This window comes from Streptacidiphilus sp. MAP12-33, from assembly GCF_041261265.1.
Classification (GTDB): domain Bacteria; phylum Actinomycetota; class Actinomycetes; order Streptomycetales; family Streptomycetaceae; genus Streptacidiphilus.
On the sequence record NZ_JBGCCA010000001.1, the window covers coordinates 76911 to 91052 of the forward strand.

The following is a 14142-nucleotide window of genomic DNA, read 5'->3' on the forward strand; positions in this document are numbered from 1 at the left end:
GGATTGCCAACTCGCGGCAGCTGTCCCTGAATTGCCCCGGCCGGGGCGGGACGACGGATGAAGATCGCGCGTCGACGCGAACTGATCTAGGGTGCTGGTCGGCGGAGACAGGGGGCTCGCGGTGAGTGACGATCTCGCACTGAGACTGCGGACGATCAAAGACGCGTCGCGACGCAGCCTGCGCGAGATCGAGCGGGCAACCCACGTCAGCAACTCCTCGCTGTCCCGCTACCTGTCCGGGCAGGCGACACCACCGTGGAACGTCGTCGTCGCGCTGTGCCGGGCCACCGGTCACGATCCACGCCCGCTGCGTCCGCTGTGGGAGGACGCCGATCGCCGACGGCGAGCCCCCGGCCGTCCCGCCGACCCGCGTCGCGCGGCCCTCGAGCGGCCGGCCCGCAACGACCTGCCCCGCGACGTCGCCGTCTTCACCGCCCGGCGCGACGAGGTCGACCACGTCGCCCGCCTGGCACAGTCAGGCCACACGCTGGCGATCGACGGCATGGGGGGCGTCGGCAAGACGGCGCTCGCCATCCACGTCGCCCACCGGCTGACCCCCGAGTTCCCCGACTGTCAGCTGTACCTGGACCTGCACGGCTTCACCCCCGGCCGCGACCCGGTCGCCCCGGCCGACGCCCTCCTCACCTTGCTGCGCGCGCTCGGCGTTCCCGTCGGCCGCATCCCGGACGATCCGGAGGAGAGGTCCGCACTGTGGCGCGCGGAACTCTCGACCGTGCGGGCGATCGTCGTCCTCGACAACGCCGCCGACGCCGAGCAGGTCGAGGCCCTGCTCCCGGGCGCCGGCCGCAACACGGTGCTCATCACGAGCCGCCGACGCCTCGTCGGTCTCACCGGCGTCGAGCCGCTGTCGCTGGCCCCGCTCGGCCCGGTCGACGCCGCCGAGTTGTTCACGACCGCGCTGGGACCGGGCATCGAGGCCGCGGCGGAAACGGTGAGCGAGCTGATGAAGCGCTACGGCGGGCTGCCGTTGGCCATTCGGGTCGCCGCCGCACGGCTCCGGCATCGCCCGTCGTGGTCCGTCGCCGACCTCCTCGACCATCCGCCGAGCTCCGACGAGGAAGGCGTCGGCAGGGTCATCGACACGTCGCTGGCGCGGCTCGCCGGGCCACAGCGTCGGCTTTTCCGGCTGCTCGGCGTCTTCCCCGGCGCCGTGATCGATCCCTTCGCCGCCGCCGTGCTGGCCGACCTGCCGGTCACCGGAGCACGGACCTTGTTGGCCGAACTGGTGGACGCGAACCTGCTCGAGGAGCCGCGCGCCCAGCGCTACCGATTCCACGACCTGATCCGTGAGCGCGCCGCGGAAGCCTCCCTTCGGGAGGAGTCGGCGGCCGAACGGGACACCGCTCTCGAACGCGTCACCGACTTCTACCTGCACTGCCTGCAGACAGGCAGACCGATGCTCGGGCCGTCCTCCCCTCACCGGCGTGCGGTGCGGCACGTCCCCACGAGGACGCCGGACCTCGGGTCCGCCGAACGGGCCATGGCCTGGTACAGCGACGAGGCCGCGACCATCCACCGGATCTTCGACCTGACCCTGGCGGAGGGCCACGACGAGATCACCATCCAGTTCGCGCTCTTCGTCGACGAGTTCCTCGGCCACCGCGGCGAGATGGGCGCCTGGCGGCACGTCAGCGGCGCCGGGATTGCCGCCGCCGAACGCCGTGGCGACCGCTGCGAGCTCGCCGACCTCCGCCTGGCGAGCGGGACCGCCAACCGCTACCTCGGACGACTCGCCGAGGCCGAGGCCGACCTCACCGCGGCACTCGACCTGGCGGTGGCACTCGACGACACCCGCATCCGCATCAGCGCACTGCGACGCCTGCTCGGCGTCGCCGACGACCGGGGCGACCTCGACCGCGTCCTCGACCTGCGCCGGCAGGTGCTGGAACTCCCGGACTCGCCGTCCACCTGGAACGTCGCCTTCACCGTGACGAACTGGGGACGCGCGCTGGTCCGCCTCGGCCGGGCCGCCGAGGCCGACGCCGAGGCGTCGCGGATCCTGGCCGGCCCCCACGCCGCCGACGACTCACTGCGTCTGTTCTGCCTGCGATCGCGCGGCCGCGCCCGGCTCGGCCTGGGGGACTTCGAAGCCGCGCTGGCGGACTTCCTCGCAGCGGTGGAGGTGAGCCGGCTTCTCGGGCACGTCTCGTACACGGCGGTGTGCCGCGCCGACACAGCCGAGGCGCTGAGCGCGCTCGGCCGCCACGCCGAGGCACTGGACGAGCACGAAGGGGCAGTGGCCTGGGTCACGGACAACGGCGAGATCAACAACGAGATCAACCTCCGCGAAGCCTTCGGCCGGACCTGTCTGGCGGCCGGCGACCTGGAACGCGCCGAGCAGCAGTTCCGGCGCTGCCTCGCGCTCGCCGAACCACGCGGCTTCGCCTACGTCGCCGAACAGGCCCAGATCGGGTTGGCGCGGGTCGCGGAGGCGTCCGTAGGGCACGTGCGGCTATAGGAGGACGAGCGGGACCCCGGACCTGCGCGGGGTTGCCCTTCCAAGCCGCGCCAGGCCGACGGCGTGATCAAGCCCACCCAGTCGAGCGCCGACATCCAGGGCCTGGAGAACGGCCACTGGGTCACCCTCGGCAAGAACCAAGCCCTGCCGACCCTGCCCGGCCTGGCCAACGGCGCCTCGCTCACCTTCCAGCTGCGGATCCACCTGACCGGCTACGCGACCACCCTCAAGGGCGGCACCACCAAGGTCGGCATCGGCGACATCACCTGGACCCCCGCCCGCGGCCCCATCGCCCGCCTCGGCGAGACCTACGCCATCGTCAACAGCCGACGCAGCGATCGAGCCACCACGCCCACTCGGAACAAGCTCGACAGAAAAACGACGAGGGCCCGGACCGCTTACGCGGTCCGGGCCCTCGATCGAGGCGGAGGATACGAGATTCGAACTCGTGAGGGGTTGCCCCCAATACGCTTTCCAACTGTCCGCAAGCCCGTTCGGGGACGTCCGCGAGGGTTCGTGGCCAGGCTGAGCACGATGCACGTACTGCGCCGAACGCCGACGTCCACCAGCGCACTGGACAAAGATGTGGACAACGACGGCGCTTGCCCAAATGTGGGCGACGAGGGACTCCCGCCCTACGCGGGATGCCCTTCCAGGCCGTGCCAGGGCCAGTACTCGAGACCGGCCTGGTACATGTTGATGGCCGCGGCCGGACTGCATGAGTGCGAGTGGTCCAGGAACGACTGGTAGTACGCGCCCTTGATCGAGTGCGCCGGGAAATAGGTGTCGACCTCGATCCACTTGGTCGCGTGCGGGCCCAGGTTCCCTAGTTCGAGGTTGCTGCTCAGCCACTGGGACGCGTGGGGCGTGGTAGGGCTGTTCCAGGCCCACGTCAGCCGGGCCCGCTTCCACTGGCCGCCAGCCACCCGCCACCACATCGACGGCAGCGGCGCCCGGCGCTGGACGTCTCCTGAGGTCACGAAGTTGACGTAGACGTTGGGAATGACCACGGACTGGTGGTTTCGCACCGGGACCCACTCCCGCAGCCGCACCCCGGGCTTACGGGCTGTCGGCACGGTGCTCGCGCTTCCGTCGCTGTAGCCGATCGTGCACGCCTCCGCCGAAGTCGCGCTCGTGGTCGTCTTCGCAGACGCCAGTCCCGCCCCCGAAACCGTCAGTCCCGCCACCACGCACGCCGCCAGACCGGCACCGACAACACGTCGGATCATTCGCTTCAAGATTCCCTCCCCAGGATCGGACCGGAGTGTAGCGGCCTTCCTTTGGCAGCCGTCCTATCCCTGGGAAGCGATGAGAGGACCAAGACCGGGCATGTCGTTCAGACGGGCGGACGGGCCCCAGGACCAGGACGACGAGCGCCCGAAACAAGCGAGACCAGAACGGCAACCCAGGAAACGACGAGGACCCGGACGCAGAAGCGTCCGGGTCCTCGTCTGCCCTGGTGGGCGGGTGCGGAGGATACGAGATTCGAACTCGTGAGGGGTTGCCCCCAACACGCTTTCCAACTGTTCGTCCGGGGGTCCGGCCGGATTCGCCACCGTCCTGACCAGCGGCGCAGGCGCCGCCCACCCCCTTGCCGAACGCTCTTGAACGACCCTGAATGCAACCCAAACTGCAACCTGTCGGCGACCGCGATAGCCTCACAGCAGCAGCGACGGCTCCCCGCATAGCGCCTTTTAGCGCTGCATCGCGATCCAGGCAGCCTGCGGCGAGGATGACTGCTATCCACGACACCGAAGCGATGACCGGCACGCCCGCTTGGCAGACAACCGTCAGATGGCTGGGCCTCGGCGGACTGGGAGGCGGCGAGCCTGGCAGAGGCGAGGGCTCGCTGTTGCGCGGCAACCGCGGGAGTCAGCGGCGGTACCAGCCAAAGCGACAATGCGGACTCATGTACATCTGGTACATTGAATGCGTGAGCGAGCCCATGATTGAGTCCATGGCCGAGGTCCGTAGCCACCTTGCCGATGTCATCGACCGGGCCCGTCGCGAGGAGACTCCGACGATCATCACGCGGCGAGGCAGGCAAGAGGCTGTAGTGATCGACATCGAGGAGTATCAGCGCCTTCGTCGGATAGCAGACAACGCCGAGGAGGCATGGCTGAATCGCCTCGCCGACGAGGCGGAGGCAGAGGGCATGCACGGGTCCGTCTCTCTTGAGGAGATGGCCGCCCTCCTCCGAGCCCAGGAGGGCTGAAGCGCCGTGGGACACGTCACGCGCTTCACCCCCCACGCTCAGCGTGACATGCTGAAGATCGCGCGTCCCGATGCTCTGCGCATCCTGCACCGTCTTGCCGAGCTGCAGAGGGCCATGGATGTCGGCGACACCACGGCGTTCGACATCAAGGTCCTGCAGGGGCACTCGGCCCGATGGCGTCTCAGAGTTGGCGACCATCGCGTCGTCTACACCGTGGAGAACGGCCAACTGGTCGTCTGGGTCCTGACCGTGGGCCACCGGGGCGATGTCTACCGCCAGATCCCGTAACGGTCCGGCAGGAAGAACCGGCGGGACCGCGGGCGGGCGTGCCACCGGAAGCGCCGCTGAGACTGCAGATGAGACTCTGAACGACGAGGGCCCCGACCGAAGAACGGTCGGGGCCCTCGTCTGTCCAGTTGGGCGGGTGCGGAGGATACGAGATTCGAACTCGTGAGGGGTTGCCCCCAACACGCTTTCCAATTCTCCCCAGCACCGTCCGCGCGGGTTCGCACCCGTTCTGACCTGCGGTGCAGTAGAAGCTGGGCCCTGCCCTGGACCTTGGCGGACGGGGGTGAGTGAGACCAGAACTGAGACCACTCCGGCCTGGGCGCCTGCCGTACGTGGACCTCATGGGAGCGACCACAAGGGGCCAGCGCCGCTCGCCGCCCAGTTCGGCTACAAGTGCTTGGTGAAGAACTCGGTCAGCTTCTCGGCGACCTGCGGGACGTACTCCGGCTTCCAGTACAGGTCGATGTGCGAGGCGCCGTCGAGGACGACGAGTTCCTTGGGCTCCTTGGCCTTCTCGATCGCGTTCTGGCTGTAGTACAGGGTGTCGGCCTCGGAGCCGGCGATCAGCAGCAGCGGGCGCGGGGAGATCAGCTCGATCCCCTCGAACGGGAAGAACGCCATCTGCTGGCTGAGGCTGGACAGGGCGAACGCGCCCATAGTCCGGGGGTTCGGGTCGATCTCCGAGTAGTACCGGTAGCCCTCCTGGTACATCATCGGGATCGTCGAGAGGTCGTTCATGTCGAACTTCGGGTTGTCCGCGATCAGCGAGAACAGCTCGACCTCGCCGCCGGCGGCCTCGCGGGTGCGGGCCGCGGCGGAACGCTCCAGGAGGCTGGTGCGGTACTCGACGGTCTGCGCTCCGAGCGGGCCGACGCCGTCTCGGCGCGCGGCGCCCACATCGAAGGTGCTCACCCCGGCCGCCGCCTTGATCCGCATCTCGGTCTGCGCGGCGTTGACGGTGTAGCCGCCGCCCGCGCAGATGCCCAGGGCGCCGATGCGCTCGGGGTCCACGTCCGGGTGGTTGCTGAGGAAGTCCACGGCGCAGCGGATGTCCTCGACGCGGACCGAGGGGAAGTCGGAGAAGTGCGGCTCCCCGCCGCTCTCGCCCTGGTAGGAGGCGTCGTAGACCAGGGTGAGGAAGCCCTGGGCGGCGAGCAGCTTGGCGTAGGTGGTGGGGACCTGCTCCTTGACCGCGCCGAACGGGTGGGTCACCACGATCGCCGGGTACTTGGTGCCCTGCTCGAAGCCGTCGGGCCGGAACAGGTTCCCGACCACCGTGATGTCCTTGTTCTCGAAGGTGATGCGTTCCATGGTCGTTTCCTTGCCGTGCGGGGATGGTTGGTGCGGTGTGGGTCGCCCTGGTCAGGGGCGGATGAGGACCTTGAGGGCCTCGCGGTCGTTCATGAGGCGGTAGCCCTCGGCGGCGTCGTCCAGGGCGACGGTGCGGTCGAAGACGCGGCCGGGGTGGATGTCGCCGTTGAGGATGTGCGGCATGAGCTCCTCGATGTAGGCGCGGGAGGGTGCGACGCCGCCGGTGAGGGTGATGTTGCGCATGAACTCCCGGAAACCAAAGGGAACTTCGGGGTACTGCGGGGCTCCGACGCGGCTGATGACGCCGCCGTCGCGGACCACTCCGGCCGACTGGACCAGGGCGTCCTTGAGGCCGACGCATTCCAGCACCCGGTCGGTGCCGGTACCGCCGGTCAGCTCGCGGACGGTGGCGACGCCGTCTTGGCCGCGCCCGGCGACGACGTCGGTGGCGCCGAAGTCGCGGCCGAGATCGGTGCGCTGGGTGTGGCGGCCCATCAGGATGATCCGCTCGGCGCCGAGCAGCTTCGCGGAGATGACCGCGGACAGGCCCACCGCGCCGTCGCCGATGACGGTGACGCTGTCGCCGACCGTCACACCGGCCGTGCGGGCGGCGTGGTAGCCGGTGCAGAGCACGTCGGAGAGAGTGAGCAGATCCGGGATCAGCTCGGAGTCCTCGCCGACCGGGAGCTTGACCAGGGTGCCGTCGGCCCACGGGATACGGGCGGCCTCGCCCTGGCCGCCGTCCATGCCGCCGACGCCCCACTGCCCGGCGTGCACGCAGGAGGTGGTCAGGCCGCGGCGGCAGTTCTCGCAGGTGCCGTCGGAGTAGGTGAACGGGACCACGACGAGGTCACCCGTCTTGACGGTCCGCACCTCGGCGCCGGTGTCCTCTACGACGCCGATGAACTCGTGGCCCATGTGGCGGGGGGTGTCGGTGTACGGCTGGGACTTGTAGGGCCACAGGTCGCTGCCGCAGACGCAGCCCGCCACGATGCGGATCACCGCGTCGGTGGGCTGCTGGATCTTGGGGTCTGCGACGTCTTCGACGCGGACGTCGCCGGCCTGGTAGAGCAGTGTTGCGCGCATGGCGGATTGCCTGTCCTTCGGTGTGCAGGGTGGTTGGTCAGCGGGTGGGGGTTCGCGGCGCCTGGTAGACGGCGTCGGTGACCTGCTCGGCCCAGTCGGTCTTAGGGGCGTCGCTGGTGTCGCCGTCCATCAGGACCAGGTGAGCCATGAAGCGGTCAGGGGCGGCGCCGTGCCAGTGCTCCTCGCCCGGCGCTGTGTACACGGTGTCGCCGGGGTGGGCCTCAATGACGGTGCCGTCGCGGCTGCCCAGCAGCGCGACGCCCTCGACGACATGCAGGGTCTGGCCCAGGCGGTGCGAGTGCCAGTGGGAACGTGCACCGGGCGCGAACCGGACGACGGCCAGCCGGGCCTGCTCGGCACGCGAGCCCGCGTAGATCCCGTCGACCCAGACGTCCCCGGTGAACGTGGAGGCCGGGCCCTTCGCGGTGGCCGGGCGCTGGATGATTTCCATGGTTCCTCCTCCGTTCAGCGGCTGCCCTGTCACGCCTCGGCGATCGCCTTGAGCTGGGTCATCGCGGACATCGCGTTGGGCCATCCGGTGTAGAACGCCAGGTGCGTGATCGCTGCGACCAGCTCCTCCTTGCCCAGCCCGTTGGCCAGCGCCAGGCGCAGATGCGCGTCCAGCTGTTCGGGGCGGTGGAGCGCGGTCAGCGCAGCGACCGTGACCAGGCTGCGGTCGCGCGGTGACAGCGCGGGGTCGGCCCAGACCTGGCCGAACAGCACGTCGTCGGTCAGACGCACCAGCTCGGGAGCGGTGTCGCCGAGCAGCTGCTGAGCGCGGGTCTGGGCTTGCTCTGTCATGGGTCTGTGCCTTCGTCTCGGGGATGGGGGCGGCTCCGTGACGTGGAGCGATCCGGTGATCCGATCCCTGTCTAAACCGTGCCCGCCGAAGCGACCACGCGGCAGGGCGAGCTGTTCCGGTGAGCGCGAAAGGGGGTGTGCCACGGCCCCCCTCGCCTGCGGCACGGGCGTCACGCGCGGGCCACACTGATGCCATGGCACCCGAACGGCAGCAGCACGACAGCGGCGGCACGGAACTGGGGCGGTTCCTGCGCGCCCGGCGCACCCAGGTCACCCCGGCCGAGGTCGGCTTCACCCCCGGTGCAGGAGTGCGCCGCACCCCAGGGCTGCGCCGCGAGGAGGTCGCCGCACTGGCCGGCGTCAGCATCGACTACTACACCCGGTTGGAACGCGGCCGGGAGACCCACCCGAGCCTGGCCGTGGTCGAGTCCCTCGGGCGCGCTCTCAAGCTGGACGAGGACGAGCTCGGCCACCTGCGCAACCTCGCGATCCGCGCCGCCCACCACGCACCCGTGCCCCCGGCCGCGCCGAGCCGCACGGTCAGCCCCAAGGTCAAGCTGCTGCTGGAGAACCTGCGCCCCAGCCCGGCCTACGTCACCAGCCGCACCCTGGACCTGCTCGCCGCCAATCCCGGCGCGCTCGCGCTGTACGCAGGCATCGAGAACTGGCCGGTCCGGCAGCGCAACCTCGCCCGCTACCTCTTCCTCCACCCGCAGGCCCGCGACCTCTATGCCGACTGGACCACCCAGATCCGCGGTTGCGTCGCCCGCCTGCGCGCCCTGGCCGGCACCGACCCCGACGCCCCCGACCTCGCCGGACTCATCGGCGAACTCCTCCTGAAAAGCCCCGACTTCGCCAAGCTCTGGGACCGCTACGACGTCGCCCGAGCCAGCCACGCACAGAAGCCCAAGACCTTCCACCACCCCCAGGTCGGCGACATCACCCTCGCCTTCCAGGGCATGCAACTCGAGGGCACCCCCGGCCACCGCCTGGGCATCTACGTCGCCGAACCCGGCTCCCCCGACCACGACGCCATGATCCTGCTCGACCTGACCGCACCCCGGTCCAGCGTGCTGCCAGCCGCTGGCAACGCCCGCGCTTAGACACGGTCACCCGGAAGTACGGCTTGGCCCTGCGTCGTTCTTCGATGCGCCTACGGCTGGACGCTGCCCACACGCGGAGCCCCTCCTCAGCCGAGGGTCTCCTCAACGTGCTTTCCGACTGCCTGTTCGTCCGGGGGTACAGCCGAGTTCGCCAGCATCCTCACCTTCGCCGGAACGTTGACTGACGGCCTCAGCGGAGCCCGCGAACGGAACTGCAGGCAACCCGAACTGCAACCCCATAAACGACGAGGACCCGGACGCAGAAGCGTCCGGGTCCTCGTCTGCCCAGGTGGGCGGGTGCGGAGGATACGAGATTCGAACTCGTGAGGGGTTGCCCCCAACACGCTTTCCAAGCGTGCGCCCTAGGCCTCTAGGCGAATCCTCCGTGGGAGAGCTTACTAGATGTTTGGGGGTGCTCGTGCACACGGTCGACGCAGGTCGGGGGCGCGGGGTCGGCGGTGGGTGATCGGCAGGGGGTTGTCGGGTGGGGGCGGTGAGGGATGGGGCTGGGATCCGGTACTGTTGGCACCAGCCCCTCGTGTGGCGCTATCTCGCTGAACCCCCCCAGGGCCGGAAGGCAGCAAGGGTAAGTGAGCTCTGGCGGGTGCACGGGGGGTCCTTGCGTTGTTAGGGCACCGATTTGTCGGTGGTGACCGTTAGGGTCGAAGACGTGTCGCTCGCTCTCTATCGCCGGTACCGACCCGAGACCTTCGCCGAGGTCATCGGGCAGGAGCACGTGACCGGCCCGCTGCAGCAGGCCCTGCGGAACAACCGGGTCAACCACGCCTATCTGTTCAGCGGCCCACGCGGCTGCGGCAAGACGACGAGCGCGCGCATCCTCGCCCGTTGCCTGAACTGTGAGCAGGGCCCCACGCCCACACCCTGCGGCGAGTGCCGGTCCTGCGTGGACCTGGCCCGTGGCGGGCCCGGGTCCATCGACGTGATCGAGATCGACGCCGCCTCGCACGGTGGTGTCGACGACACGCGTGACCTGCGGGAGAAGGCGTTCTTCGCGCCCGCCTCCAGTCGCTACAAGATCTACATCATCGACGAGGCCCACATGGTCTCGACGGCCGGCTTCAACGCCCTGCTCAAGGTCGTCGAGGAGCCGCCGGAGCATCTGAAGTTCATCTTCGCCACGACGGAACCCGAGAAGGTCATCGGGACGATCCGCTCCCGTACGCACCACTACCCCTTCCGGCTGGTGCCGCCGGGCGTGCTGCGCGACTACCTGGCCGAGGTCTGCGGCAGGGAGAGCATCTCGGTCGAGGATTCCGTCTATCCCCTCGTCGTGCGCGCCGGGGCCGGGTCCGTGCGTGACTCGATGTCGGTCATGGACCAGTTGCTCGCCGGGGCCGACGAGCGCGGTGTGACGTACGGCATGGCCACCGCCCTGCTCGGCTACACCGACGCCGCGCTGCTGGACGAGATCGTCGATGCCTTCGCCACGCACGACGGGGCCACCGTCTTCGGGATCGTCGACCGCGTGATCGAGGGCGGCCACGATCCGCGCCGCTTCGTCGCGGACCTGCTGGAGCGGCTGCGGGATCTGGTGATCCTCGCCGCCGTGCCGGACGCGGGCGAGAAGGGCCTGATCGACGCGCCCGCCGACCGGGTCGCGGTGATGGAGGAGCAGGCGCGGCGCTTCGGCTCGGCCGAGCTCAGCCGGGCCGCCGACATCGTCAACACCGGGCTGACGGAGATGCGCGGGGCGACGACGCCCCGGCTCCAGCTGGAGCTGATCTGCGCCCGGGTGATGCTGCCCGCCGCGTTCGCGGACGAGACGTCCTGGCAGGCCCGGCTGGAGAAGCTGGAGCGCCGCGGCGTGGTCGGCGGCGTGGCCGCGATGCCCACGATGCCCGGTGCGGCCGCCGCCGCGCACGCGATGCCCGCGCCCGCGATGCCCACGCCGACGATGCCCGCGTCGGCTGCCCCCGTGGTCACCCCCGCCCCGACCGCTCCGGCGCCCCCCGTGGCGGAGGCACCCGCCGCGGCCGGGGGCCGCACGCCGGGCGCTTGGCCGGTGACGCCCAGCTTCGGCTCGGCGCCCGCGGCCACCCCGCAGCCGTCCCCGCCCCAGTACCAGTCCCCGTCCCAGCAGCCCGCGCCCACCCCGGTGCAGCCGCAGGCCGGCGCGTCGGCGTCCACCCCGGCGCCCGGGGACGCCGGGAACATCAGCGCAGGCCAGGTACGCCAGTTCTGGCCACAGGTGCTGGAGGCCGTGAAGGGCCGTCGCCGGGTCACCTGGATGCTGCTACAGCAGGCCCAGGTCGCCGGGTTCGACAACGGCGTCCTGCAGCTGGGCTTCGAGCACGCCGGGACGCGGGACGGCTTCGTCAACGGCGGGCACGACGAGATCCTGCGGCAGGCGCTGCAGGAGTCGGTCGGCGTCACGTGGAAGGTGGAGTGCCTGATCGGCCCCGGCGGCTCGGCAAGCTCGCCGGTCGCCCCCTCTCCCGGGGCTCCGGGAGGCTTCGGTGGTTCCGCCCAGCCGCAGCGGCCCGCCGCGTCCGCCGCGCCGACGGCGTTCCAGCAGACTCCGCCCTCACCCGCACCCGCCGCGTTCCAGCCCCCGGCCCAGGCCGCGCCTCCGCAGGCGCACGCCCCGGCACCCACGGCGCAGTCCGTAGCGCCCGCGCCGCGTGGCGCCGCCCCCGGCGCTCAGGGCGGCCCCGTCACGCCGAGCCATCCCTATCCGGAAGGCCCGGACGGCCCGGACGACGACGACATGCCGCCGCCCCCCTTCGATCCGGACGAGGACATCCCGGAGCAGGACGTCACGTCCGTCTCCGGCCACGACCTGATCATCCGGGAGCTCGGCGCGACCGTGATCCAGGAGACCCAGCACGACCGCTGAGTCGCGCAGGCGAACTGACGGCGATCCGACGCGCCCAGCACGTAGGCTCAGCCAGGACAGCCTTGAGGCAGGACAGCCTCCAGGCAAGACAGGCACCACGACAGGCAGGACAGGAGCTCCCATGTTCCCCGGCGGCCAGCCCGATATGCAGGCCCTGCTCCAGCAGGCACAGCAGATGCAGCAGCAGCTCGCCCAGGCGCAGGCGGAGCTCGCCGCCGCCGAGATCGAGGGCAGTTCCGGCGGCGGCCTGGTCCGGGCCACCGTCACCGGCGCGGGTGAGCTGCGCGCCCTCGTCATCGACCCGAAGGCGGTCGACCCCGAGGACACCGAGACCCTGGCGGACCTGGTCCTCGCCGCGGTCCGGGACGCCACGGCCGGCGCGCAGCGGATGGCCGCCGAGCGGCTCGGCCCGCTGGCCCAGGGCCTGGGCGGCGGGGGCGGCATCCCCGGTCTCCCGTTCTGAGTCCACACAGTTCCGGCTGAGTCCACACAGCTCCGGACGGCAGGTCCGGACGGCAGGTCCGGAACCTGGACGGCTCCCCGCGCGTAAGTGGGTGTGTCGGGGAGCTGTGACTGTGCGCCCGTCCGGAGGATGATGGGCGCGAATAGGTAGAAACCCACCAGCCATCAGCACCAGAGCACCCAGAGCACCAGAAAGCACCAGAGAGCAGGTAACGCGGCGTGTACGAGGGCGTGGTCCAGGACCTCATCGACGAGTTGGGCAGGCTGCCCGGCGTCGGGCCCAAGAGCGCGCAGCGGATCGCCTTCCACATCCTGCAGGCCGATCCGGTGGACGTGCGCCGGCTCGCGCACGCCCTGACGGAGGTCAAGGAGAAGGTGCGCTTCTGCACCGTCTGCGGCAACGTCTCGGAGGCCGAGCTGTGCCGGGTCTGCCAGGACCCGCGCCGCGACCCGAGCCTGATCTGCGTGGTGGAGGAGCCCAAGGACGTCGTCGCGGTCGAGCGCACCCGCGAGTTCCGCGGCCGCTACCACGTGCTCGGCGGCGCGATCAGCCCGATCGACGGCGTCGGCCCGGACGACCTGCGGATCCGTGAACTGATGCAGCGACTCGCGGACGGCACGGTCACCGAGCTGATCCTCGCCACCGACCCGAACCTCGAGGGGGAGGCGACGGCCACCTACCTGGCCCGGCTGCTGAAGCCGATGGGCCTGAAGGTGACCCGCCTGGCCAGCGGCCTGCCCGTCGGGGGAGACCTGGAGTACGCCGACGAGGTCACCCTCGGCCGGGCCTTCGAAGGGAGACGACTTCTTGATGTCTGACACGCCCGCTACGCCCCCCATCGACATTCCCGTCAGCGCGCAGCCGATGATCGGTGTGCACGGCGACGGCACGCCGGACGAGTTCGCCGTGCAGATCGCCGACTCGGTGCAGAGCTTCCTGCTCTCCCTGCCGGAGATCGCCAAGGGCGACGAGCCGGGCAGCGCGGTCAGCCTGCTGCTGCTGGAGGTCTCCCAGCTGCTGCTGACCGGCGGCCGTCTGGGCGCCATCGAGGACGTCGTGCCCGAGGACCGCTACGAGGCCGACACCGGCCCGGACTCGGACGAGGACGAGCTGCGCCGCCAGCTGGCCGAGCTGCTCGCGCCGATCGACGTCTACCACGAGGTCTTCGACCCGTACGGCCCGGCGGACAAGCCGCTGCCGTGCCGGATCTCGGACGACCTGGCCGAGGTGGTCACCGAGCTGCGCCACGGCATGGCGCACTACCGCGAGGGCCGGATCTCCGAGGCGCTGTGGTGGTGGCAGTACTCGTACCTGGCCACCTGGGGCTCGACGGCGACGAGTGTGCTGCGCGCGCTGCAGTCGCTGGTGGCGCACGTGCGGATGGACAGCCCGATCTCCGCGCCGGCCGACGGCACCGACACCGACCACGACGGGCTGACCGACGAGCAGCTGGAACAGCAGGCCGGCGACCTGATGGTCGCCGAGCTGGCCACCGAGCTGGGGATCTGACCGGCGCCGGAGCGGGCAGCCGGGGCACGC

At 70.6% G+C, this 14142-nt stretch carries 13 protein-coding genes, 1 tRNA gene and 1 other RNA gene; 9 read left to right on the plus strand and 6 right to left on the minus strand.

Features of this window, described 5'->3' with window-relative positions:
* Window positions 1-121 precede the first annotated feature (121 nt).
* Window positions 122-2479, plus strand: a complete 2358-nt coding sequence (locus ABH931_RS00395) for a helix-turn-helix domain-containing protein (protein ID WP_370108670.1) — start codon at window positions 122-124, stop codon at window positions 2477-2479.
* 635 nt (window positions 2480-3114) lie between these two features.
* Here the strand turns inward: ABH931_RS00395 and ABH931_RS00400 are convergent.
* Window positions 3115-3555, minus strand: coding sequence for a hypothetical protein (locus tag ABH931_RS00400; RefSeq protein ID WP_370108672.1), 441 nt, complete (start codon window positions 3553-3555; stop codon window positions 3115-3117).
* Window positions 3556-4424: 869 nt separating this feature from the next.
* On the opposite strand from ABH931_RS00400, the gene ABH931_RS00405 reads away from it, so the two are divergent.
* Both ABH931_RS00405 and ABH931_RS00410 read left to right on the plus strand, forming a co-directional pair.
* A complete protein-coding gene (locus ABH931_RS00405) occupies window positions 4425-4694 on the plus strand; it encodes a type II toxin-antitoxin system Phd/YefM family antitoxin (RefSeq protein WP_370109441.1) in 270 nt (89 codons plus the stop codon).
* A 6-nt stretch (window positions 4695-4700) separates the two neighbouring features.
* Window positions 4701-4982: a type II toxin-antitoxin system RelE/ParE family toxin gene (locus ABH931_RS00410; RefSeq protein WP_370108673.1), complete on the plus strand. Its 282-nt coding sequence runs from the start codon at window positions 4701-4703 to the stop codon at window positions 4980-4982.
* Window positions 4983-5369: 387 nt separating this feature from the next.
* Here ABH931_RS00410 and ABH931_RS00415 read toward each other — a convergent pair whose 3' ends face one another.
* Genes ABH931_RS00415 through ABH931_RS00430 form a run of 4 tightly spaced genes read right to left on the minus strand, consistent with a single transcriptional unit; the run spans window position 5370 to window position 8180 of the window.
* Window positions 5370-6293, minus strand: coding sequence for an alpha/beta hydrolase (locus tag ABH931_RS00415; RefSeq protein WP_370108674.1), 924 nt, complete (start codon window positions 6291-6293; stop codon window positions 5370-5372).
* A 51-nt stretch (window positions 6294-6344) separates the two neighbouring features.
* Complete coding sequence (locus ABH931_RS00420; RefSeq protein WP_370108676.1) at window positions 6345-7379, minus strand: alcohol dehydrogenase catalytic domain-containing protein; 1035 nt, start codon at window positions 7377-7379, stop codon at window positions 6345-6347.
* 37 nt (window positions 7380-7416) lie between these two features.
* Window positions 7417-7830: a cupin domain-containing protein gene (locus tag ABH931_RS00425; protein ID WP_370108677.1), complete on the minus strand. Its 414-nt coding sequence runs from the start codon at window positions 7828-7830 to the stop codon at window positions 7417-7419.
* A gap of 29 nt (window positions 7831-7859) precedes the next feature.
* Complete coding sequence (locus ABH931_RS00430; protein ID WP_370108679.1) at window positions 7860-8180, minus strand: carboxymuconolactone decarboxylase family protein; 321 nt, start codon at window positions 8178-8180, stop codon at window positions 7860-7862.
* A 194-nt stretch (window positions 8181-8374) separates the two neighbouring features.
* Between ABH931_RS00430 and ABH931_RS00435 the strand changes: the two genes are divergently transcribed.
* The gene (locus ABH931_RS00435) at window positions 8375-9283 is read left to right on the plus strand and encodes a helix-turn-helix transcriptional regulator (RefSeq protein WP_370108682.1); all 909 of its coding nucleotides are present in this window, start codon (window positions 8375-8377) and stop codon (window positions 9281-9283) included.
* A gap of 300 nt (window positions 9284-9583) precedes the next feature.
* Here ABH931_RS00435 and ABH931_RS00440 read toward each other — a convergent pair.
* Window positions 9584-9668 (minus strand) — tRNA-Ser (locus ABH931_RS00440).
* A gap of 145 nt (window positions 9669-9813) precedes the next feature.
* On the opposite strand from ABH931_RS00440, the gene ffs reads away from it, so the two are divergent.
* The 5 genes from ffs to ABH931_RS00465 all read left to right on the plus strand — a co-directional run bounded on the left by ffs (window position 9814) and on the right by ABH931_RS00465 (window position 14112).
* Window positions 9814-9904, plus strand: an RNA gene (gene ffs / locus ABH931_RS00445) — signal recognition particle sRNA small type.
* A gap of 49 nt (window positions 9905-9953) precedes the next feature.
* Window positions 9954-12140 (plus strand): DNA polymerase III subunit gamma and tau, encoded by a 2187-nt coding sequence (locus tag ABH931_RS00450; protein WP_370108684.1) that lies wholly within the window; start codon window positions 9954-9956, stop codon window positions 12138-12140.
* 121 nt (window positions 12141-12261) lie between these two features.
* A complete protein-coding gene (locus tag ABH931_RS00455) occupies window positions 12262-12603 on the plus strand; it encodes a YbaB/EbfC family nucleoid-associated protein (RefSeq protein ID WP_370108686.1) in 342 nt (113 codons plus the stop codon).
* Between the two features lie 218 nt (window positions 12604-12821).
* Window positions 12822-13421: a recombination mediator RecR gene (gene recR, locus ABH931_RS00460; protein ID WP_370108687.1), complete on the plus strand. Its 600-nt coding sequence runs from the start codon at window positions 12822-12824 to the stop codon at window positions 13419-13421.
* Window positions 13414-14112, plus strand: coding sequence for a DUF5063 domain-containing protein (locus ABH931_RS00465; protein ID WP_370108689.1), 699 nt, complete (start codon window positions 13414-13416; stop codon window positions 14110-14112). Before recR ends, ABH931_RS00465 begins: the two co-directional genes overlap by 8 nt.
* Window positions 14113-14142 lie beyond the last annotated feature (30 nt).